The 20,764-nt window shown below is 33.9% G+C and carries 23 protein-coding genes; 15 read left to right on the top strand and 8 right to left on the bottom strand.

All coding sequences use genetic code 11. The features are described from left to right. Genes CIGNP85_RS02755 through CIGNP85_RS02730 form a run of 6 tightly spaced genes read right to left on the bottom strand, consistent with a single transcriptional unit; the run spans position 1 to position 4,737 of the window. Entirely contained in the window at positions 1 to 684 is a 684-nt protein-coding gene (locus tag CIGNP85_RS02755; protein WP_086286843.1) for a lysophospholipid acyltransferase family protein, read from the bottom strand. Then, entirely contained in the window at positions 668 to 1,822 is a 1,155-nt protein-coding gene (locus CIGNP85_RS02750; protein ID WP_086241277.1) for a hypothetical protein, read from the bottom strand. Before CIGNP85_RS02750 ends, CIGNP85_RS02755 begins: the two co-directional genes overlap by 17 nt. After that, a complete protein-coding gene (gene purQ, locus CIGNP85_RS02745) occupies positions 1,816 to 2,481 on the bottom strand; it encodes a phosphoribosylformylglycinamidine synthase subunit PurQ (protein WP_086241278.1) in 666 nt (221 codons plus the stop codon). Before purQ ends, CIGNP85_RS02750 begins: the two co-directional genes overlap by 7 nt. 2 nt (positions 2,482 to 2,483) lie before the next feature. Continuing rightward, complete coding sequence (gene purS, locus CIGNP85_RS02740; RefSeq protein ID WP_086227970.1) at positions 2,484 to 2,714, bottom strand: phosphoribosylformylglycinamidine synthase subunit PurS; 231 nt, start codon at positions 2,712 to 2,714, stop codon at positions 2,484 to 2,486. 20 nt (positions 2,715 to 2,734) lie between these two features. After that, a complete protein-coding gene (gene purC, locus CIGNP85_RS02735) occupies positions 2,735 to 3,448 on the bottom strand; it encodes a phosphoribosylaminoimidazolesuccinocarboxamide synthase (RefSeq protein WP_086227971.1) in 714 nt (237 codons plus the stop codon). An 11-nt stretch (positions 3,449 to 3,459) separates the two neighbouring features. Next, positions 3,460 to 4,737: a S41 family peptidase gene (locus tag CIGNP85_RS02730; RefSeq protein WP_086229038.1), complete on the bottom strand. Its 1,278-nt coding sequence runs from the start codon at positions 4,735 to 4,737 to the stop codon at positions 3,460 to 3,462. A 165-nt stretch (positions 4,738 to 4,902) separates the two neighbouring features. Between CIGNP85_RS02730 and CIGNP85_RS02725 the strand changes: the two genes are divergently transcribed. After that, a complete protein-coding gene (locus CIGNP85_RS02725; protein ID WP_086268424.1) occupies positions 4,903 to 7,476 on the top strand; it encodes an ATP-dependent Clp protease ATP-binding subunit in 2,574 nt (857 codons plus the stop codon). A 50-nt stretch (positions 7,477 to 7,526) separates the two neighbouring features. On the opposite strand, the gene CIGNP85_RS02720 is transcribed toward CIGNP85_RS02725, so the two are convergent. Next, positions 7,527 to 8,147 (bottom strand): YggS family pyridoxal phosphate-dependent enzyme, encoded by a 621-nt coding sequence (locus tag CIGNP85_RS02720; protein WP_086286840.1) that lies wholly within the window; start codon positions 8,145 to 8,147, stop codon positions 7,527 to 7,529. A 1-nt stretch (position 8,148) separates the two neighbouring features. Further along, complete coding sequence (gene rseP, locus CIGNP85_RS02715; protein ID WP_086286838.1) at positions 8,149 to 9,255, bottom strand: RIP metalloprotease RseP; 1,107 nt, start codon at positions 9,253 to 9,255, stop codon at positions 8,149 to 8,151. A 129-nt stretch (positions 9,256 to 9,384) separates the two neighbouring features. On the opposite strand from rseP, the gene rpe reads away from it, so the two are divergent. The 14 genes from rpe to CIGNP85_RS02645 all read left to right on the top strand — a co-directional run bounded on the left by rpe (position 9,385) and on the right by CIGNP85_RS02645 (position 20,761). Then, positions 9,385 to 10,026 carry a ribulose-phosphate 3-epimerase gene (rpe, locus tag CIGNP85_RS02710; RefSeq protein WP_086286836.1) on the top strand — a complete coding sequence of 214 codons (642 nt, stop codon included), beginning with the start codon at positions 9,385 to 9,387 and terminating at the stop codon, positions 10,024 to 10,026. Between the two features lie 15 nt (positions 10,027 to 10,041). After that, positions 10,042 to 10,854, top strand: a complete 813-nt coding sequence (locus CIGNP85_RS02705; protein ID WP_086229034.1) for a 3'-5' exonuclease — start codon at positions 10,042 to 10,044, stop codon at positions 10,852 to 10,854. 1 nt (position 10,855) lies between these two features. Then, complete coding sequence (locus CIGNP85_RS02700; protein ID WP_086286834.1) at positions 10,856 to 11,476, top strand: NlpC/P60 family protein; 621 nt, start codon at positions 10,856 to 10,858, stop codon at positions 11,474 to 11,476. 9 nt (positions 11,477 to 11,485) lie between these two features. After that, a complete protein-coding gene (locus CIGNP85_RS02695; RefSeq protein WP_086286833.1) occupies positions 11,486 to 12,013 on the top strand; it encodes a rhomboid family intramembrane serine protease in 528 nt (175 codons plus the stop codon). Then, on the top strand, positions 12,010 to 12,798 hold the full coding sequence (locus tag CIGNP85_RS02690) for a ferritin-like domain-containing protein (RefSeq protein ID WP_086286831.1): 789 nt from the start codon (positions 12,010 to 12,012) through the stop codon (positions 12,796 to 12,798). The genes CIGNP85_RS02695 and CIGNP85_RS02690 overlap by 4 nt, the downstream gene beginning before the upstream one ends. Next, on the top strand, positions 12,795 to 13,280 hold the full coding sequence (locus tag CIGNP85_RS02685; RefSeq protein ID WP_086286829.1) for a SixA phosphatase family protein: 486 nt from the start codon (positions 12,795 to 12,797) through the stop codon (positions 13,278 to 13,280). The genes CIGNP85_RS02690 and CIGNP85_RS02685 overlap by 4 nt, the downstream gene beginning before the upstream one ends. A gap of 98 nt (positions 13,281 to 13,378) precedes the next feature. Continuing rightward, positions 13,379 to 15,571: an NADP-dependent isocitrate dehydrogenase gene (locus CIGNP85_RS02680; RefSeq protein WP_086286827.1), complete on the top strand. Its 2,193-nt coding sequence runs from the start codon at positions 13,379 to 13,381 to the stop codon at positions 15,569 to 15,571. Positions 15,572 to 15,574: 3 nt separating this feature from the next. After that, positions 15,575 to 16,474: a lactate/malate family dehydrogenase gene (locus tag CIGNP85_RS02675; protein ID WP_086286825.1), complete on the top strand. Its 900-nt coding sequence runs from the start codon at positions 15,575 to 15,577 to the stop codon at positions 16,472 to 16,474. Between the two features lie 197 nt (positions 16,475 to 16,671). After that, complete coding sequence (locus CIGNP85_RS02670; protein ID WP_086224495.1) at positions 16,672 to 16,977, top strand: 4Fe-4S dicluster domain-containing protein; 306 nt, start codon at positions 16,672 to 16,674, stop codon at positions 16,975 to 16,977. Positions 16,978 to 16,986: 9 nt separating this feature from the next. Further along, the gene (locus CIGNP85_RS02665) at positions 16,987 to 18,108 is read left to right on the top strand and encodes a 2-oxoglutarate synthase subunit alpha (RefSeq protein WP_086227051.1); all 1,122 of its coding nucleotides are present in this window, start codon (positions 16,987 to 16,989) and stop codon (positions 18,106 to 18,108) included. Between the two features lie 2 nt (positions 18,109 to 18,110). After that, positions 18,111 to 18,956, top strand: a complete 846-nt coding sequence (locus tag CIGNP85_RS02660) for a 2-oxoglutarate ferredoxin oxidoreductase subunit beta (RefSeq protein WP_086227050.1) — start codon at positions 18,111 to 18,113, stop codon at positions 18,954 to 18,956. Beyond that, positions 18,953 to 19,507, top strand: coding sequence for a 2-oxoacid:acceptor oxidoreductase family protein (locus tag CIGNP85_RS02655; RefSeq protein ID WP_086229027.1), 555 nt, complete (start codon positions 18,953 to 18,955; stop codon positions 19,505 to 19,507). Before CIGNP85_RS02660 ends, CIGNP85_RS02655 begins: the two co-directional genes overlap by 4 nt. 120 nt (positions 19,508 to 19,627) lie before the next feature. Next, on the top strand, positions 19,628 to 20,113 hold the full coding sequence (locus CIGNP85_RS02650) for a flavodoxin domain-containing protein (RefSeq protein ID WP_086286823.1): 486 nt from the start codon (positions 19,628 to 19,630) through the stop codon (positions 20,111 to 20,113). A 24-nt stretch (positions 20,114 to 20,137) separates the two neighbouring features. Next, positions 20,138 to 20,761 (top strand): trimeric intracellular cation channel family protein, encoded by a 624-nt coding sequence (locus tag CIGNP85_RS02645; protein ID WP_086244631.1) that lies wholly within the window; start codon positions 20,138 to 20,140, stop codon positions 20,759 to 20,761. Positions 20,762 to 20,764 lie beyond the last annotated feature (3 nt).

The raw sequence follows: 20,764 nt of genomic DNA, 5'->3' as shown, positions 1-20,764 counted from the left end.
CTATTTATCTAAATTTTGAGCTAATAAAGTTTGCATTTTTGCTCTTGTATTTTCAAGCCAATTTTCATCGCTAGTATCCACAATATCCATATAGATAACCTTAAACGACCCGGAATTTACGCTAATAGTCTTACTATCTATAATCTTTCTTGAGCCAATTATAAGTACTGGTTGAACTACTAAATTTAGCTTATTAGCTATGATATTTGCGCCACTTTTAAATTTTAAAATTTTATCACCATTACTACGAGTGCCTTCAGGAAATATAGCTATGACTCTACCTTCACTAATTCTCTCTTTAGCTAATTTTATGATTTTTGGTAGTGATCTTGGGTCCTTGCGATCTATTGATATCATTTTTGGTACCCGAATGATATTTCCAAAAAATGGTAAATCCTCTATCTCTTTTTTAGCAATCCAACAGATATTAGCTGGATGAATTTCTTCAAGTGCCATTATATCTAGCATACTTTGATGGTTAGCTATTATCATATTTGCACGTGGGTCTGGGCTACCTATTACATCAATTTTATAACCGATTAAAAACCTTTGCATTTTTGTCCATTTTCGCCTTATCCATAGATTGCTAGATGGTGCAATTAAACATATCAGCACCACGATAATTACGCTTATGGTGATTTCTATGGCGTAAAGCCAACTTTTTATCTTATTTAATACTTTCATTTTCTACCCAGCCTATAGTTTCATTTTGTAGGATAATTTTGGTGAAATTTTCATTTTTGGTAATAATTTTGACATTTTGTTCTTTAGCTGCAATAGCAAAAATAGTTGAATTTGGCATAGGCAAGATTCTTATTTTACTATTTGCTTTAAGTTTTGCTTCGCTAAAAGGTTTATTATCATAGATTGCGTAAGCTATAAATGCTACTGCAATAATAAAGGAGTAATAACTCTTTTTCCAGATAAAAAGTAGTAAAAATAATATAATTGCAATATAAATACTAAGTTCTTTATATAGTCGAAACTCACCCTCTTTAGGATTAAGTGGTACTTGAGTACTTAAATCATTATCTTGGACTTTGATATCTAAATTTAACTCTTTAAAAATATTTTGAGTGTAATCGTAGTAACTAAAGTTTATATTAGTTTTATTATTATCACTTATTATAAAATAAATTCCAGTTTGATTTTTATAGTCGCCTTTTAGGCTATCAAAACCTTGCTTTTGAAATTCTCCTGGTATTTGGAATAGACTTAAATTTCCATTTTTACTTGCTAGTTCTATGGTAGTTAAATTTGAGTATTCATTAAATTTTGAACTTTTTACCATCTTTATCTCTAAATTTTCTCCGACAAAATTGGCAAAATCAGTTCGTAATTGAATATTTTTAATCTTTGGAAGATCAGGCTTTATTGTTTTATTTTGAACAAAAATTCCATTTCTTTTTAGCGTGAGCGTTAGAGCATCAATATTAGATTGAGCGCTACTAGCTATTAGATGGATTGTAGTTTCGTAAATTCCAGCGGATTTTTTTTTCCATAGCGGCTTTGGATTTAGCCAAGTTATATCAGTAGAGCGCATAGTAAGATTCATATCAAAATCTAGAACTTTATCTGTATTAGCAGTTAAATTTAAGGTAAAAGGCTGATAGATATATATTGATTTTTCTTTTATTTGGCTTGTGAGAACTAACTCAATTGGATCAATATTTTGATAAATTAACGATGGATCAATATCTATAACCTCATCAGTATCAGCTATACCTTGCATCTGCTCATTAGTGATGCGTTGTCCAATTAGCGTAGGCTCGCTAAAACCTACGCTAATTAGCAAAATAAGCGCAAAAATAGCCCTTAGCAAAGAAATCCTTTAAGCATTTTAGCTCCATCAGCGCTACCTAAAATACTCTCTACAGCTCTTTCTGGATGAGGCATTAGGCCAAATATATTTTTATCTTTATTGCAAATTCCAGCTATATTATCTACTGAACCATTTACGCTAATCTCATTGCCATCTTTATCGCAATATTTTAATAGTACGCAATCATCATCATATAATTTTTTAATTGTATCGCTGTTTGCATAGTAGTTGCCCTCACCATGAGCTAAAGGGATATCTATTAGATCAGAGTTGTTAAAATTTGATAAGAATTTATTGTTATTAGATATTACTTTTAAATGGTTAAATTTGCTAATGAAGCTCATATTTTCATTTCTTCTCATTGCGCCAGGTAAAAGCCCGCTCTCTAAAAGCATCTGAAAACCATTACAAATTCCAAGTAGCAATCCGCCGTTTTTAGCGTGATTTATTACTGTTTGCATTGCTGGGCTAAACTTAGCAATAGCAGCGGTTCTAAGATAATCACCATAACTAAATCCGCCAGGCAATACTATCAAATCAGCCTTAAAATCTGTTTGTTTATGCCAGATAATCTCTGAGTCAAATCCTAGTAAATCAAAAGCGTATTTAGTATCTCTTTCGCAGTTTGTACCAGGGAAATTAATGATAGCTACTCTCATTTTTAGCCTTTTAGAATCTCATAATCTTCTATAACTGTATTTGCTAGTAGCTCTTCGCACATATTTTTAATCTGCTCATTGGTAGTGTTATCACTTAGGTCTAAGATAATTTGTTTGCCAATTCTTACATCATCTACGCCATTAAAACCAAGACTTTCTAAAGCGTGTTTAGTAGCTTTACCTGCTGGGTCTAATACGCCATTTTTTAGATATACATTTACAATTACTTTCATCATTTATCCTTTAAATTTAATTATGATAATATTCTACGCAAAACCTCTTCATAGGCTACTTTTACATTACCTAAATCTTGTCTAAATCTATCTTTATCCATCTTTTCACCAGTATCAACATCCCAAAATCTACAGCTATCAGGACTAATCTCATCAGCTAATAAGATATTTCCATCTTTATCAATACCAAATTCAACTTTAAAATCAACAAGTTTTAACCCTTTTGAAGCAAAAAATGGTTGAAGAACAGAGTTAATTTGTCTACCTAAATGGCGTAAAGTTGCTAAATCTTGTTCGCTTTGTACGATATCAAGTAAAATTGCGTGTTCATCATTAATTAGCGGATCGCCTAGTGCATCATCTTTATAGTAAAACTCAACTAAAGTAAATGGTAATACTGTAGCTTCTTTTATGCCTAGTCTTTTGCTAAGACTACCAGTGGCGATATTTCTTACTACTACTTCTAATGGAATGATTGAGCATTTTTTGACTAGTTGTTCAGTTTCATTTATACTTTCAACAAGTGCAGTTTTTATACCATTTTCTTTTAAAAGTTTAAATAGAGCGGTTGAAATTTTATTATTTAGCGCACCTTTTCCTGCTTCGTTACCCCTTTTTTCAGCGTTAAATGCTGTTAGATCATCTTTAAATTCAGCTATTAATAGCTCATCATTGCCTTTAACACTCCACATTTTTTTACCTTTACCTTCGTAAAGTAATTCTGATTTTTCCATACTTTTTCTCCTTACTTGATGTTTAAAATTTTTATGGAATCTACTGCAGTTTTTAACTGAATATCATCATAAATTTGTTTTTGAGTTATTATGTTTTTGTTATTTGTCTCTTTTTTCTTATTTTTTGGTTCAATTTTATCTAATTCACTCTCTAAATGTTGCTTTAAATCAGCCTCTTTTAGATGAAATTCATTTTCATCATTTGGTACCTTTCCAGGATGAACTATTATATCTGGTGTAACGCCTACAGCCTGAATAGTTCTACCACTTGGGAGATAATATCTTGCTACTGTTAATCTTAAAGCCTCTTTTTTATCTACTGGCATAATGACTTGGACACTTCCTTTGCCAAAGCTATTTTCACCAATTACTACAGCTCTTTTTAGATCTTGTAAGGCACCACTGACTATTTCACTAGCACTAGCACTTCCACCATTTATAAGGACTGCTAATGGAGCGTTTGTTATGAAGTTGCCTTTTTGTGCTGAGTGGATCTCATCTTCATTTTTGTCTCTACCTTTTTGAGAGACTATAACGCCACTTTCAACAAATAAATTTGTAAGCCCAACAGCTTGATTTAATAAACCACCTGGATTATTTCTAAGATCTAGAATAATGCCTTTTGCTTTTGGATATTTTTTGATAAATTCTCTAGCTTTTTTGGTTACATGTTGGTCAAAATTTGTAACTCTTAGATATAGGATATTTTCATCTTCAATCATTTTGGCTTGAACTGATTCTACGGTGATTATATCTCTTATTATATTTAGATCAAATGGCTTTTTTTCGCCTTGTCTTACGATAGTTATTTGTACAGGCGTATTTGGTTTGCCACGCATTTTATTTACAGCTTCATCAATTGTGATATTTATAGTAGATTCGCCATCTATTCTTAAAATTACATCGCCAGATTTCACCCCGGCTTTATAAGCTGGAGTATCGTCTATTGGTGCAATTACAGTTAAAGCTCCATCTTTAATTCCTACAGTAATACCAAGTCCTCCAAATTCGCCTTTAGTTTGAATTTGCATATCTTTAAATGCTTTTTCATCTAAATATCCAGAATGAGCATCTAGGTTTGTTAAGAGTCCAGATATGGTTTTATCTACGATTTGGGTAAAATTTATATCATCTACATAGTATTTTTCTACTACGGCTATTGTTTTGGTTAGCTTTGATAGGGCTTCTATTCTACTATCTTGGGAGGTTTGAGCATTTAGGGCAATAGCACTAGCAGCCATCACGCTTACAAAACCAGATAGTTGTAAAATTTTACTACTTTTCAACATATAACTCCAAAAAATTAAAATCAATAATTTTACCCAAAAATATATTAATTTAAAGTAAAAAATATTAATCAAATTAAATCTAAATTGGATTAAATTTGGCCAAACCTTGACAAATATAGACTAAAGTTATATAATACCACTCATATAAAGTTTAAGGAGAAAAATATGGCAAATATATTTAATGAACTCACATCAATGAGTCAAGATTTAATCGATAGCGCAATATCCTTAGCTATCGGAAACAAAAATCCACAAGTTGTGCCTTTACATATGCTTTGGGCTTTAAGTGCTGATAGCAACTCGCTCTTAAATCAAATTTTAAACAAAGCAAATGTGAGCAAAGAAGCCTTGGTTTTGGATATCAAAAGCCACGCTGATAAATTACCGCAAAGCTCAAATGTATCAAAAAACAATATCCAAATTTCAAATGAATTAATAGATAGCTTTGAGCGTGCTAAGGCTGTAATGATTGGAATGGGGGATAAATTTATAGCTGTTGATAGCTGGATAATTGCGAATTTAGATAGTGAGCCTATGAAGGGAATTTTGTCTAAATATATTGATCTATTAGAGATTAAAAAAGAGTTAGAGTTAATGCGTGGCGGCAAGAGTATCGATACGCAAACTGCTGATGAAAATTTAGACTCTTTAAATAAATTTGGAATTGATTTAACTAAAAAAGCCGCTAGCGGTGAGCTAGATCCAGTAATCGGTAGAGATGAAGAGATTACAAGAATGATGCAAATTTTAATTAGAAAAACTAAGAATAACCCGATATTATTAGGTGAGCCAGGAGTTGGTAAAACCGCTATTGTAGAGGGCTTAGCTCAACTAATTGTCAAAAAGGCAGTCCCTACAACCTTAGCAAATAAAAGAGTAATAGCTCTTGATATGAGCGCTTTAATTGCTGGGGCCAAATATAGAGGTGAGTTTGAAGATAGATTAAAAGCGATAATTGATGAAGTTAAAAAAGCTGGAAATATAATCTTATTTATAGATGAAATTCACACAATAGTAGGCGCTGGAGCTAGCGAAGGCTCTATGGATGCTGCTAATATATTAAAGCCAGCTTTAGCTCGTGGAGAGCTGCACACAGTTGGGGCTACAACGCTAAAAGAGTATAGAAAATATTTTGAAAAAGACGCCGCTTTACAAAGGAGATTTCAACCTGTCAATGTAGCAGAACCAAGTGTAAATGAAGCTTTACAAATCCTTCGTGGGATAAAAGATAGATTAGAAGTCCATCACAATGTAACCATCACAGATAGTGCTTTAGTAGCAGCAGCAAAGCTAAGTCATAGATATATTAGTGGTAGATTTTTGCCTGATAAGGCAATTGACCTTATAGATGAAGCGGCCGCAGAGTTAAAAATGCAAATTGAGAGTGAGCCTTTTGAGCTAGCTAAGACTAAAAGAGAGATTGAGACTTTAATAGTCGAAAAAGAGGCTTTAAAAATGGAGGGTGAAGATAAAAATAGCGATAGATTAAGTGAGATAGAAAAAGAGATAGCAAATTTAAGCGAAAAAAGAAGCTCATTAGAGATGAAATTTAAAAATGAAAAAGATGTATTTGACTCAATTAGCAAGAGTAAAAAATTGATAGATTCTTTATCTATTCAAGCTGATGAGTATCAAAGAAAAGGTGAATTTGAAAAGGTCGCCGAGCTAAGATATAGCCAAATTCCACAAGCTCAAAAAAGCATTGAAGAGCTAGAATTAAAATGGAAAGAGATGAAAAAGGGTGGAGTGCTACTCAAAAATGAAGTAGATGAAGATATGGTAGCTGGAATTTTAAGCAAATGGACAGGAATCCCAGCTGGCAAGATGCTCACAAACGAAAAAGAGAGATATCTAAATATAGAAAAACATCTCAAAGATAGCGTAATAGGTCAAGATGAAGCCTTACACGCACTATCTAGGGCTATTAAGAGAAATAAAGCTGGCCTAAGTAGCCAGAATCGCCCGATCGGTAGCTTTTTATTCCTTGGGCCTACGGGCGTTGGTAAGACTGAGAGTGCGAAGGCGTTGGCGAAATTTCTTTTTGATGATGAAAAAGCGATGATAAGATTTGATATGAGTGAATATATGGAGAAACACGCCGTTAGCAGACTTCTTGGTGCGCCTCCTGGATATGTGGGATTTGAAGAGGGCGGACAGCTCACTGAAGCAGTTAGACGAAAACCATATAGCGTGATTTTGTTTGATGAAGTTGAGAAGGCTCATAAGGATGTATTTAATATTTTGCTTGGAATTTTAGATGATGGTAGGGCTACTGATAGCAAGGGCGTAACTGTGGATTTTAAAAACACAATTATCATTTTAACTAGCAATATCGGCTCATCGGCGATTATGGAATTAAATGGTAAAGAGAGAGATGAAGCGGTTAAACTTGCTTTAAAAGATTATTTTAAACCCGAATTTTTAAATAGATTAGATGATTGCGTGATATTTAATCCACTTGGTCAAGATGAGTTAAGCAAGATTGTAAAAATAATGTTTAAAGAGCTTGAGAGTAAGCTTTTGGCTCGTGGGATAAAATCGCAGCTTAGCAGCGAAGCTATAAATTTAATCTCTCAAGCTGGATTTGACCCTGTATATGGCGCTAGGCCACTTCGCAGAGCCTTATATGAGCTTGTAGAAGACCTTGTGGCTGATATGATCTTAAAAGATGAAATCATAAGTGGCGATAGCATAAAAATTGACGCTAAAGATAATCAAATCATCGTAACCAAAGATTAATATCTTAACTTGTTAGATGATACAAAAATCATCTAACAAAGTCTATAAATTTATCTATACAAAATTGTCCCAAGCCTAACCATATTAGACCCATACTCTATAGCCAGATTAAAGTCCCCACTCATCCCCATTGAGCAGATTAGCGCTCCTTGTGGCTTTAATTTATCAAATATATTTTTAGTTATCTCAAAACTTCTTTTAATCTCATTTTCATCATCGCTATTAGCGCCTATACTCATCACGCCTATTAAATTTAAATTCTCACATCTATTTTGTATATCTTTATAAATTTCTATAGCATCGCTAGGATCGACACCTTGCTTGCTCTCTTCTTTGGCTGAGTTTATCTGAAGCAAGGTATCAAGCTTATAATTTAGCCTTTTATTGACTTCAAGTGCTATTTCTAGACCATCGCAACTCTGCCACAAAGATGGATGAAGTGATATGAGTTGATTTATCTTATTACTTTGTAAGCGACCGATAAAGTGCCATTTGATATCTAAATTTGAGAGAATTTCGCTCTTTCTTTTTAGCTCTTGAACTCTATTTTCACCAAATTCTCTAAGACCTTGATTATATAGCGATATTACCTCATTTTGGGTTACATTTTTGCTTACCGCGATTAATCTTGCCTTGCCATTAATCTGGTTTAAAATAGTATCTAAACTCATCTTATTCTCCTGCTAATCTAACTATATCATTGATAATAGTAAATATCATTAAAGCAAATAGCAAAGCCATAGAAGCATAGCTAAGCCCTACAAAAACACGCTCATTTACCGCTCTTTTAAATATCATCTCATATAGATTAAAAACTATATGCCCACCATCTAAAACTGGAAGCGGAAGCAAATTTAATATACCTAAATTCACAGATATCAAAGCTACTATTATTAAAAGCACAGATATGCTGATTTGGCTAGCTTTTGTAGTGATATCAGCCATTGCGACTATACCGCCCATTTGGTCTATAGGGACTACGCCTGTGATGAGCTTTTCTAATCCTTGATAGATTAGAGTTGAGGCTTTAATCGTCTCATCATAGGCAAATTTAATGCTATCAAAGCCTCTATTATATATAGTTGTTTTCTCGCCACTTGGTGTTATGCCAATTAATGGAGTGGTTATATTCTCGCCAAATATATTTTTGGTTTGAGAAAGTTGCGGGGTTAGTGTTATATGAAGCTCATTTTCACCACGCTTAATAAGTATATCTGTAGGATTAGTTGTGATATGCTTTTTTATATCATCCCACTCCTCAATTTTAACCCCATTTATAGCCAGGATTTTATCATTTTTTTCTATATTAGCACTTTGTGCGGCTGAATTTGATATGGTGCTACCAACAATAGGTGATAATCTCTCAACACCGATAAATCCAAGCATTATATATAGTATAAAAGCTAATAAGATATTAAAAAACGGCCCAGCAAATAAGATTATAATTCTTTTTAATGGGTTTAGTGTGTTATAGCTATCGCTATCGTAATTTTTCTCTTTTGGATTTGTATCATCTTGGCCTTTTAGCTGAACATATCCACCAAGCGGTATAGCGCTTATACAATAGATAGTATTGCCCAATTTTTTGCTATAAATTTTCTCTCCAAAACCAATGCTAAAAGTCTTTACAAAGACACCAAAGTATTTAGCAGCCAAAAAATGCCCAAGCTCATGAAAAAATATTAAAAATGATAGCGACAATATGGTGATACCAAAATGCACCCCCCAATACCAAAAACTAGCTATTAAAAGTATTAAAACAAAGATTAAACTTCTCAAATTCTACCTTTATAAAAAATTGTGTGAAAATTGCGTAAGTATAACAAAAAATCTACAATAATATACAATTATAAAGGTAATTTTATTAAAATTTGAGTAAAATACCCCACTTAAATAAAAAGGTAGAAAATGTATGTAGCTCCAAGTATTTTATCAGCGAATTTTGGAGAGTTAGCTAAAGAGATTAAGGCTGTTTGTGAGGCTGGGGCTGACTTGATACACATAGATGTTATGGATGGCCACTTCGTGCCTAATCTTACAATCGGCCCACTTGTAGTAGAGGCAGCAGCTAAGGCATCTACAAAGCCACTTGATATTCATTTAATGGTAGAAAATGTCCCATTTTTTGTAGATCTATTTTTGCCTTTAAAACCTAAATTTATAAGCTTTCATATAGAAGAAGAGAAGCACCCATTAAGGCTTATCGATCATATCCGTAAAAATGGAGTAAATCCCGCTATAGTTCTTAATCCGCACACACCTGTTAGCTTTTTAAAACATATCATAGATGAAGTTGATATGGTGCTTTTAATGAGTGTTAATCCAGGTTTTGGCGGACAAAAATTCATTCCTTCAGTCTTATCAAAGGCTATGGAATTAAGAGAGTTAATAGACTCAAGAAATGCTAAATGTATGATAGAAGTAGATGGCGGAGTAAATGGTCTAAATGTAGCTGATCTAGATGCTGCTGGCGTGGATATTGTCGTGGCTGGAAGCTTTATTTTTGGTAGCAATGATTATGCTGGGGCGATAAGAGCGTTAAAAATTTAATCACAAAGAGCAAATTTGAAAAATAAATTAGATAATTTTATAGATTTATTAGCCAAAACTAATCTTAATTATCACGATTTTATACAAAAAGCAAATGATATAGATGAATTAGCTGATATCATAGAGCCTAAAAATTTAGCTGATTGGAGGCTTTTGGGTCTTGAGCTAGAGCGTTTGGATAATGGCAAAATCGTTATGCCAACTAGATTTAGAGATTTTAATGAACAGGTGTTTTGTATCGTTGATATCGAGACAAATGGTGGTATAAAAAGCGGTCAAATCATCGAAATAGGTGCGGTTAAAATCCAAGGTGGCAAGGAGATTGATAGGTTTGAGACGCTAGTTTGGGCTAGCGAAATTCCGCAAAATATCAGTGAATTAACTGGAATTTATCAGCTTGATTTAGTAGATGCTCCGCATTTGGCAAATGCTCTTGAGAGCTTTAGGCTATTTTTGGCTGATTCTGTATTTGTAGCGCATAATGTTAAATTTGATTATGATTTTATTAGTATTAGCTTAGCAAAGCTTGGGTTTGGAATGCTCTTAAATCGCAAGATTTGTACCATTGATCTAGCTAGAAGAACGATAGAGTCAAATAGATATGGCCTAGATGCACTCAAACAAATTTTAGGTATTGATAACGCTCATCACAGAGCCTTAAATGACGCAATCGCAGCGTGTGAAATTTTCAAAGAGTGCATCAAAAGGGTGCCGTGGCATGTCCAAAGCGTAGAAGATCTCATACTATTTAGCAAAACAGCAAAGACGCTAAAAACCCCAAATGTAATAGAACAGATAAATCCACCTAAAACAGATTTAAGAGGTTGATATGAGAGTTGCTATTTTATTCGTTTTTGCTATGATTTTTAGTGGATGTAGCTCTAAAATTTTAGAACAAAATACTCCAAATAGCACTCATATTAATAGAGAAAATAGTATTAAAAAGAGTGAATATACTCTAAATTTAAGCAAATATGTAGGCAAAAAATCAGCCGATTGCTCATCATTAGTTACAACCATAAATAGAAAAAATAATAATATCTACTCTCTAAGCGATCTAAGCTCACATTATAGTAAGGATGGTCGTCGCTCTCAAGCTATCTATAATCTTTATAAGAGTAAAAATCAGATAAATTACCAAAACGCATCGCCTGGAGATCTAATATTTTTTAACAACACAACCAAATCCACAAAAAACAAAACTAGCCACAATATTACTCACATAGGAGTTGTAAAAAAGATAAAAGATGATGGAACAATCGTTTTTTTACACAATCTTAAGGGTAAAAACATATTAAGCGTGATGAACTTAAACCACAAAAATTCACATCAAATTGATGGTAAAAAGGTAAATGCATATATAATAGCTAATTGTAAAAATATAAATTGCTTAGTATCAAATAGATTTTCTGGCTTTGGTAAAATCAGCCAAGATATAGCGGTGAAATAGTGAGTTGATATGAGAAATTTAGGATTTACAGCAGCGGTAATAGCGTTAAATTGTGCGATATATTTTTTAGAATATTTTGTCTATAATCCTTATGAATTTAGTATATTTTTTGGTCTTAATGAGCTATTTTTTGCTGGGGCATATTGGCAGATTCTTACATCTATGTTTATCCACGGCTCATTTATGCATATTTTGATGAATATGATAGTGCTTTATCAATTTGGGATGATATTAGAGAGATATTTAGGGTGGATTAAATTTAGCATTTTATATATCTTTGGTGGGATTATAACTGGATTTTTAAGCCTTGGATATCTAGCTTTTGAGAGTGTGAATTTAGTCGGTGCAAGTGGGGCTATATCGGTGTTGCTTGGATTTTTAGCTTGTATTGATAAATTTAATCGTAAAGGGCTTATAATAGTTATATTATTAGTTAGTTTTGCGCCGCTTTTGATGGGGGTTAGTGTAGCGTGGTATGCTCATTTGATAGGATTTGGTGTGGGATATTTGGCTGGATTTTTAAAGGTATTTAGATGAGATTTTTTGACGAGATTTGGGAGTGCTTGAACTCTTGTGATTTGGAGCAAAAATTTTCTAAATTTAGCCAAATTTATAGCAATTTTCATAGTTGTGATATGAACTTTAATAGCGATATTTTTAAGCTTAGTGCGCCTAGTTATTCTAAGATTTGCTCTATAAAATCTATGAAAGAGATAAAGCAAAAGCACACTAATGAGGCTTTTTTACACTCAATTGCTCACATTGAGTATAGTGCGATTGATATTGCTTTGGATGCTTGTTATAGATTTAGAAATTTGCCGATGGAGTATTATCTTGATTGGTTAGAAGTGGCTAATGATGAGATTAGACATTTTAAGATGATATCTGATAAGATGGAGTCTTTAGGGGTAAGATATGGTGATTATATCGTCCATGATGGATTATTTATCGCTCTAATCAAAACCCAAAATTCACTCATAAATCGTATGGCGATTCTACCTAGATATATGGAGGCCAATGGTCTTGATGCTAATCTTTTTATGATGGAAAAATTAGCTTTAAATGGCGATAGAGATGGGATTTTAGAGATATTAAAAGTAATCCATAAAGAGGAGATAGAACATGTCAAAAAGGGTGATAAGTGGTTTAAATTCGCTTGTAAAATAGCAAATGTAGATCCAAATTCATGGATTGAAATAGTACGAAAATGCTATCCAAAGGCATTTGAAGCAAAAAGAGCACTAGATATAGAGCATAGATTATTAGCAGGCTTTAGCAAAGCTGAACTTGATAGAATTCAAAAATTTCAGGAGAGAGCATGAAAATTATATATTTTATTCGCCACGCAAAGGCTAAAAAAGTTGCCGCTACTGACTTTGATAGGGCGTTAAGCTCTAAAGGCAAAGAGGCTGCAAAAGTGATGGCCACTAGGCTAAAAAACAAAAATATCTTACCAGAGCTTATTATCTCTTCACCAGCTAAGAGAACGGCCAAAACGGCTAAAATAGTCGCTAAAAATATAAATTTTAGTGGTAAAATTCAGTTTGAAAACTCACTTTTTGAGGCCACAACGCACGATTATCTAAATATCATAAATCATATTGATAGCTCTTTAAATATCGTATTCATCGTAGGTCACAACGATACTCTAACTCAAATTTGCGAGATTTTAAGCGATAGCCATATCGGCTATATCCCTACTGGCGGAGTTTTTGGTATTGAGTTTGATGTGAATGAGTTTAAAGATATAAGGGCTAAAATTGGGCGAGTTTTGCTCTTTGACTACCCAAAAAAGATAGAATAAACTTAAATTTAGATTAATTATAAAAATTATTTATAGTTTAATGGTTTAATTTAGTTAAAAATTGATAAAATAAGAAAAATTTTAAATAAAGGACATAAATGGCAGATATAATCTACACTTACACAGATGAGGCGCCAGCATTGGCTACTTTTTCACTTTTTCCTGTTATTAAGGAGTTTTTAAGTCGTGGTGGTATCAGTATAGATACTATGGATATTTCATTAGCTGGCAGAATTTTGGCTAATTTCCCTGAAAATTTAAAAGATAATCAAAAAGTTCCAAATTATCTAGAAATCCTAGGTGAAATGACCAAAGAAAAAACAGCAAATATCATCAAACTTCCTAATATTTCAGCATCACTTCCGCAGCTAAATGCAGCTATTGCAGAGCTTCAATCAAAAGGATTTAATGTACCAAACTATCCTGAAAATCCATCTAATGAAAAAGAGATTGATATCAAAGCAAGATATGCTAAAGTTTTAGGAAGTGCGGTAAATCCAGTTTTAAGAGAGGGTAACTCAGATAGAAGATGCGCTAGTGCCGTCAAAGCTTATGCCAAAGAATTCCCACACAAAAATGGTGCTTGGGATAGTAGCATTAAAACAAGAGTAGCATATATGGATAGTGGGGATTTTTATGGCAATGAAAAATCTGTAATAGTCAAAGAACCAACCGAATTTAAAATCGAATTTACAGACAAAAATGGCAACACAAAAGTATTAAAAGATGGTATAAAAGCAGCCTCTGGCGATGTGATTAGTGCTACATTTATGAGTGTTGCTAAACTAGATAAATTCATCGCTACAACCATAGAAGAAGCCAAAAAAGAGTCTTTACTCTACTCAGTCCATCTAAAAGCCACAATGATGAAAGTAAGCGATCCGGTTATGTTTGGCCACTTTGTGAAAGTATTCTTCGCTGAAATATTTGATGAGTTTGAAAGTGAGTTAAATTCAGTTGGCGTGGTGCCAAATAACGGCTTAAAAGATCTATTTGCTAAAATAGAAAACCTACCTATAAAAGACAAAATCATAGCAAAATACAATGAAATTTTAGACAAAAACCCAGATTTAGCGATGGTAGATAGCGATAAAGGAATTACAAATTTACATGTCCCAAGCGATGTGATAATAGACGCTTCAATGCCAGCAATGATAAGAAATAGCGGTAAAATGTGGGATAAAAATGGCAAAACAGCCGACACTCTAGCAGTAATCCCAGATCGCACATATGCGACAATTTATGAAGCGACAATTGATGATTTAAAAGCCAATGGCGCACTAAATCCAGCAACTATCGGTAGCGTATCAAATGTAGGTTTGATGGCGAAAAAAGCAGAAGAGTATGGTAGCCACGATAAGACATTTATAGCTAGCGAAGATGGCAAATTTATAGTGAGTAGCATAAATGGCGATAAAATGGAATTTGAAGTTGAGAGTGGGGATATATTTAGAGCTATGCAAGCAAAAAGTGAGGCGATTAAAGATTGGATTAAACTAGCGATCAATAGAGCCAAAGCCACACACTCAACTGCGATATTCTGGTTAGATAGTGCTAGAGCACACGATGCTAGTATGATCCAAATAGTAAATTCAGAGCTTAAAAACTATGATCTAAATGACCTAGATATCAGTATCGCAGCCCCAACTGAAGCGATCAAAAAATCAATCTCTATTATACGAACTGGCAAAGACGCTATTAGCGTTACAGGTAATGTATTAAGGGATTATTTGACAGATTTATTCCCGATTTTAGAGCTTGGAACGAGTGCGAAAATGCTCTCAATAGTCCCACTTTTAAATGGAGGTGGCTTATTTGAAACTGGTGCTGGTGGAAGTGCGCCTAAAATCGCTCAACAACTAATAGAAGAAAATCACCTTCGCTGGGATAGCTTGGGTGAATTTTTAGCTCTTGGTGCGAGTTTGGAACATTTAGCTAGCGTAAGTGGTAAAAAAGAGGCTACAATACTAGCTGATACTTTAGATAAAGCAATTGTAAGCTACCTTAAAAATGACAACTCACCACGCAAAAATGTAGGTGAAAATGATAACCGAGGTAGCCACTTCTATTTAGCGCTATACTGGGCTAATGAACTAGCAAAAAGCGATCTAGCGCCTAAATTTGCCGGTATAGCAGCTGCTTTAAATGAGAATAAAGCTAAAATTACAGATGAGTTAAACGGCTCTCAAGGAAACAAGGTAGATGTCGGTGGATACTATATCTTTGATGATGCGAAGGTTTCAGCCGTTATGAGACCAAGTAGTATATATAACGAATCTTTAAAGAAATAAGTTGTGAAAATAGCAATAATAGGTGCCGGAAATGTAGGAGCTAGCATAGCTAGTCTTCTCATTTCTAAGCAGATGTGTGATGAGATAGCACTCATTGACATTAATCAAAATTTAGCTAATGCCAAAGCAATTGATCTATCACAAATGTCGATTGCTTTGGGCTTGGATATTATGGTAGTTGGCGGTGATGATTATCAAATTTTAAGCGATTTTGATATTGTTATCATCACAGCCGGAGTAGCTAGAAAAGATGGCCAAAGTAGGGCTGAACTTGCTAAAATTAATGCTAATATAGTAGCTCAAGCATCTAGTCAAATCGCCAAATTTGCCCCAAATTCCACTATAATTGTCGTGACAAATCCGCTTGATATAATGGTATATGTAGCATTTAAAGCTAGTGGATTTAATAGAAAAAATATTATTGGAATGGCTGGAGAGCTTGATAGTGCTAGACTTAAATTTGCTTTAAAAAATCATCTAGGCACGAGTGTAACTGATTCAAAATCTTGCGTAATAGGTATGCACAATGATGATATGATATGCTTGGTTGATGAAAATTTAAGTATAGATGAATATGAAAATATCAGATCTCAAACCATAAATGGTGGAGCGAAAATAGTTAAATTGATGAATACATCTGCATTTTATGCGCCAGCAGCTGGGGTTATAAATATCTGTCAAGCCTTGATAGATGAAGACTCTAAGGTGCTTAGTTGCTCGGTTTTAGATGATAATTTGATAGCTTTTAGTCGTTTGGTTAAAATTTCAAAAGATGGCGTAAAAGAGATTTTAGAGCTGAATTTAAAGCCAAAAGATAGAGAAATTTTAGATAAAAGCATAGAAGAATTTATAATTTGTATTAAAAATCTTAATATAAAAGGTGATAATATTAACTTTAGCTAAATATAAAATTTTAATTTTTCTATTTATCTATTTTATTAACTTTTTTCAGATAAATTTGCGTAAAAAGTTTTTAAATTTAGTTTTGTGTTTGGCAAAATTTAGGTGTTTGGATGCTTGATTTTTCAAGTAATTGAGTCGCTACAATTGTAGCTTGAAATTTGATTTAAGTTAGACTTAAATTTAATTAGGAGATAGTAATGATAGAACAACCGCTTAATACAGCTGTTTGGGTCGATGAGAGTAGGTGTAAAGCTTGCGATATTTGCGTAAGTTATTGTCCTGCTGGTGTTTTAAATATGAAAGAAGATATCCACGCTATTCAAGGAATGATGATAGAAGTTAGCCATCCAGAGTCATGTATTGGCTGTAGGGATTGTGAGCTTCACTGTCCTGATTTTGCTATTTATGTGGCTGAAAAGGGATTTAAATTCGCAAAACTTAGCCCTGAAGCTAAGGAGAGAGCAGCCGCAATCAAGGCAAATCATTTTAGGAAAGTTAATTAAGGATATAAAATGAGAGAGTTAATAACAACAGGAAATGCTTTAGCAGCAAAGGCAGCTATCGAGTGTGGCTGTAATTTTTTTGGTGGTTATCCTATTACCCCATCAAGCGAAATCGCACATGAATTAAGCGTAGCACTACCAAAAAGTGGTGGTAATTTTATCCAAATGGAAGATGAGATTGGTGGTATATCAGTAGCACTTGGTGCTAGTATGACTGGAGCGAAGGCTATGACAGCAAGCTCAGGCCCTGGTATTTCGCTCAAAGCTGAACAAATCGGCCTTGGATTTATCGCTGAAATTCCTTTGGTAATCGCAAATGTAATGCGTGGTGGCCCATCAACTGGCCTTCCAACTCGTGTGGCACAAGGCGATATTTTACAAGCTAAAAGCCCAAGCCATGGGGATTTTTGCTCTATTGCAGTAGCGCCAGGAAATTTAGATGAAATTTACATTGAAACAGTAAGAGCATTTAATCTAGCAAATAGATTTAGCACCCCTGTATTTTTACTACTTGATGAGACTATAGGTCATATGCAAGGCAAGGCTACTATACCAGATGTTAAAGATTTAGTAATCGAGCCTAGACGAGAATTCAAAGGCGATCCAGCAGAGTATAATCCATATGAAGCCAAAGAGGATGAGCCAGCTACGCTAAATCCATTTTTCAAAGGCTATCGCTATCACATCACAGGCCTACATCACGGCCCTACAGGATTCCCTACAGAAGATGGCAAAATAGTTGATTATAATATCAAAAGATTGTTTAATAAAATTCACGCCCACCTAGATGAAGTGATAAAATTTGAAGAGTATAAGCTAGAAGATGCTGATATTTGTATTATTTGTTACGGAAGTGTGAGCTTAGCAGCTAAAGAAGCAGTAGATAAACTTCGAGATGAAGGTATAAAAGTAGGTATATTTAGACCTATTACTATATGGCCAAGCCCAGAAGCTAAAATCAAAGAGATATGCTCTAAATTTAAAAATATTTTAGTAACTGAGTTAAATATGGGGCAATATCTAGGCGAGATACAAAGATGTGCTTTAAGAGATGATTTTAAAACATTATTAAAAGCAAACGGCAGACCGATTAGCCCGAGTGAAATTATTAGCAAAGTCAAGGAGTTTTAATTATGGCTTTTAATTATGATAATTATTTAAGAACAAGCAAAATGCCAACACTTTGGTGCTGGGGTTGTGGTGATGGTGTAATTTTAAAAAGTGTTATCCGTGCTATAGATGCGATGGGATGGAATATGGATGATGTGTGCGTGGTAAGTGGTATCGGATGTAGCGGACGCTTTTCAAGCTATGTTAATTGCAACACAGTTCATACAACTCACGGCCGTGCGATCGCATATGCTACAGGTATCAAACTAGCAAATCCAGATAAGCATGTAATAGTAATAACTGGTGATGGTGATGGCTTAGCAATCGGTGGTAATCATACAATTCATGGATGTCGTAGAAATATAGATATTAATCACATTTTAATTAATAACTTTATTTACGGCCTTACAAACTCACAAACAAGCCCTACAACTCCACAAGGCTTTTGGACTGTTACAGCTCAATGGGGAAATATAGATCCAAATTTTGACGCTGCTAAATTAGCAACAGCAGCTGGAGCGACATTTGTGGGTCGTGAGACTGTAATTAACCCAACTAGAATAGAAAAAATGCTAATCGAAGGGTTTAAACACGAGGGTTATAGCTTTTTTGATATATTCTCTAACTGTCATATAAATTTAGGTAGAAAAAACAAAATGGGCGAAGCTACTCAGATGGTTAAATGGATAGATGGGAGAACTCTACCTAAGGCTAAATTTGAAGCATTAAGCGATGAAGAGAAAAAAGGTAAATTCCCTACTGGTGTACTATTTAAAGATGAAAATCGCATAGAGTATTGTAAAGCATATGCTAAGGTTAAAGAAGCAGCTCAAAATAAGACAAAAGTGAATTTTGAGGAGATAATATGAGTTTAACAGAGTTAAGATTTGTTGGTGTTGGTGGTCAAGGTGTTATATTGGCTGGAGAGATCTTATCAGCGGCTAAAATTGAAGCTGGCGGATATGGAGTCAAGGCCTCAACATATACTTCTCAAGTGCGTGGTGGCCCAACAAAGGTTGATATAATTTTAAGCGATGAAGAGATTAAATATCCATATGCTAATGAGGGCGAAATTTGTTTTATGCTAGCAACTGCTCAAAATAGCTATAACGCATTTAAAGAAGGTGTCAAAGAGGGCGGTATAATCGTAGTAGAGCCAAATTTGGTTAAGCCTAGTGAAGAGGACAAAAAACGCTGGAAAATCTATGAAATTCCTATTATCTCAATTGCTAAAGATGAAGTTGGAAATGTGATTACTCAAAGCGTTGTCGCTCTTGGTGTGGCTGTTAAATTCACAGGCGTTATGGATGAAGAGATCGTAAGAAATAAGATGTTAAGCTCAGTTCCAGATAAGGTAAAAGAAGCAAACAATAAAGCTTATGATCTAGGACTTGCATACGCTGCTAAATGTATGCAATAATCTTCACAAACCAAAGCCTAATTATTGGCTTTGGTTGCTCTTTATGTTGATACAATTAAGCAAATTTTAGAGTTTGCTTTGATATAATCTAGCTTAAATTCAACTCTTAAAGGAAATAAAATGGCAAAAGTTGGTATAGTATATGGCTCAAATGCTGGAGATACTAAAGTTGTAGCAGAGTATATAGGTCAGAGTTTTGATAGTGAAGTAATTGACGCAAAAGATCTTACGATTGATTTTTTAACCAAATATGATAAGTTGATTTTCGCAGCTTCTACACATGGCCATGGAGAACTACAAAAAGATTTTAGAGCCAAATTAAATATCATTAATGAAGCTGATTTTGGTGGTAAAACTCTAGCTTTAGTAGGTGTAGGCGGACAGGTTAAACATCCTACTACATTTCTTGATGGTTTAGTAGAGTTTTTACCATTAATTCGTGGTGTTAAACTTGTTGGTGCTACTGATATTGATGGATATGCGTTTAAAAATTCACTATCATTTATAAATGGCAAATTTATTGGTCTTGCGATTGATTATAAAAATGACAAAGATTGGCAAGCTAGAGCTGATAAATGGGTTGAATCTATTAAATCTGAATTCTAAATCTTATAAAGCTCAAAGTTAGCAATGGAAGCTTTTTTATTTGCAGAATATGTCGGTATAGCCTCAGCATCTTTGAGCGGATTTTTGTTTGGAATACGCAGAGGCTGTGACTGGCTAGGCGTATTCTTAGCAGCATTTTTAACTGCACTTGGCGGAGGATTGATTCGTGATATTATCGTGGGTCGCCCTGCATATTCTTTTACACATTATATTCCTGTTTGTATTGTATTGGCTGTTATGATTTTGGCTTTTTTGCTTAAATTTCACCAAAAAGATAGAAATAATTTAGATAAAAAATTTATATTTATTATGACTGATGCAGTAGATGTAGTAAGCTTTTCTATTGTTGGGGCTATTGTATCTTTGGAATTTGGGCTTAATATTTTTGGCGTGATTATGGTGGCGTTTTTTAATGGTGTTGGTGGCGGAATTATAAGAGATATGCTATTAAATGAGGTTCCGTGGTTTTTAAAAACTGGATTATATGGTACGATTAGTATGGGTGTTGGAGCGATTTATTATCTAATGCATCTAGCAGAACTAACTAATATTTATTGTATTTTTGTGTTATTTACATTTGGTGTTACATGGCGGCTTGTAGCATACTATAGAAATTGGAATTTGCCGCAAATTCACTATAAGGATTAATTT

Source organism: Campylobacter sp. P0085 (assembly GCF_002139495.1).
Taxonomy (GTDB): domain Bacteria; phylum Campylobacterota; class Campylobacteria; order Campylobacterales; family Campylobacteraceae; genus Campylobacter; species Campylobacter devanensis.
The sequence above is the reverse complement of the archived record's forward strand: the minus strand, read 5'-3'. Positions and strand labels throughout refer to the sequence as shown.

What these genes read in the sequence shown, in the direction of transcription:
- CIGNP85_RS02755 (WP_086286843.1), bottom strand. Translation starts at nt 684, where the DNA reads ATGAAAGTATTAAATAAGATAAAAAGTTGGCTTTACGCCATAGAAATC.
- purQ (WP_086241278.1), bottom strand. Translation starts at nt 2,481, where the DNA reads ATGAGAGTAGCTATCATTAATTTCCCTGGTACAAACTGCGAAAGAGAT.
- purS (WP_086227970.1), bottom strand. Translation starts at nt 2,714, where the DNA reads ATGAAAGTAATTGTAAATGTATATCTAAAAAATGGCGTATTAGACCCA.
- purC (WP_086227971.1), bottom strand. Translation starts at nt 3,448, where the DNA reads ATGGAAAAATCAGAATTACTTTACGAAGGTAAAGGTAAAAAAATGTGG.
- CIGNP85_RS02730 (WP_086229038.1), bottom strand. Translation starts at nt 4,737, where the DNA reads ATGTTGAAAAGTAGTAAAATTTTACAACTATCTGGTTTTGTAAGCGTG.
- CIGNP85_RS02725 (WP_086268424.1), top strand. Translation starts at nt 4,903, where the DNA reads ATGGCAAATATATTTAATGAACTCACATCAATGAGTCAAGATTTAATC.
- CIGNP85_RS02720 (WP_086286840.1), bottom strand. Translation starts at nt 8,147, where the DNA reads ATGAGTTTAGATACTATTTTAAACCAGATTAATGGCAAGGCAAGATTA.
- rpe (WP_086286836.1), top strand. Translation starts at nt 9,385, where the DNA reads ATGTATGTAGCTCCAAGTATTTTATCAGCGAATTTTGGAGAGTTAGCT.
- CIGNP85_RS02700 (WP_086286834.1), top strand. Translation starts at nt 10,856, where the DNA reads ATGAGAGTTGCTATTTTATTCGTTTTTGCTATGATTTTTAGTGGATGT.
- CIGNP85_RS02695 (WP_086286833.1), top strand. Translation starts at nt 11,486, where the DNA reads ATGAGAAATTTAGGATTTACAGCAGCGGTAATAGCGTTAAATTGTGCG.
- CIGNP85_RS02690 (WP_086286831.1), top strand. Translation starts at nt 12,010, where the DNA reads ATGAGATTTTTTGACGAGATTTGGGAGTGCTTGAACTCTTGTGATTTG.
- CIGNP85_RS02685 (WP_086286829.1), top strand. Translation starts at nt 12,795, where the DNA reads ATGAAAATTATATATTTTATTCGCCACGCAAAGGCTAAAAAAGTTGCC.
- CIGNP85_RS02680 (WP_086286827.1), top strand. Translation starts at nt 13,379, where the DNA reads ATGGCAGATATAATCTACACTTACACAGATGAGGCGCCAGCATTGGCT.
- CIGNP85_RS02670 (WP_086224495.1), top strand. Translation starts at nt 16,672, where the DNA reads ATGATAGAACAACCGCTTAATACAGCTGTTTGGGTCGATGAGAGTAGG.
- CIGNP85_RS02665 (WP_086227051.1), top strand. Translation starts at nt 16,987, where the DNA reads ATGAGAGAGTTAATAACAACAGGAAATGCTTTAGCAGCAAAGGCAGCT.
- CIGNP85_RS02660 (WP_086227050.1), top strand. Translation starts at nt 18,111, where the DNA reads ATGGCTTTTAATTATGATAATTATTTAAGAACAAGCAAAATGCCAACA.
- CIGNP85_RS02655 (WP_086229027.1), top strand. Translation starts at nt 18,953, where the DNA reads ATGAGTTTAACAGAGTTAAGATTTGTTGGTGTTGGTGGTCAAGGTGTT.
- CIGNP85_RS02650 (WP_086286823.1), top strand. Translation starts at nt 19,628, where the DNA reads ATGGCAAAAGTTGGTATAGTATATGGCTCAAATGCTGGAGATACTAAA.
- CIGNP85_RS02645 (WP_086244631.1), top strand. Translation starts at nt 20,138, where the DNA reads ATGGAAGCTTTTTTATTTGCAGAATATGTCGGTATAGCCTCAGCATCT.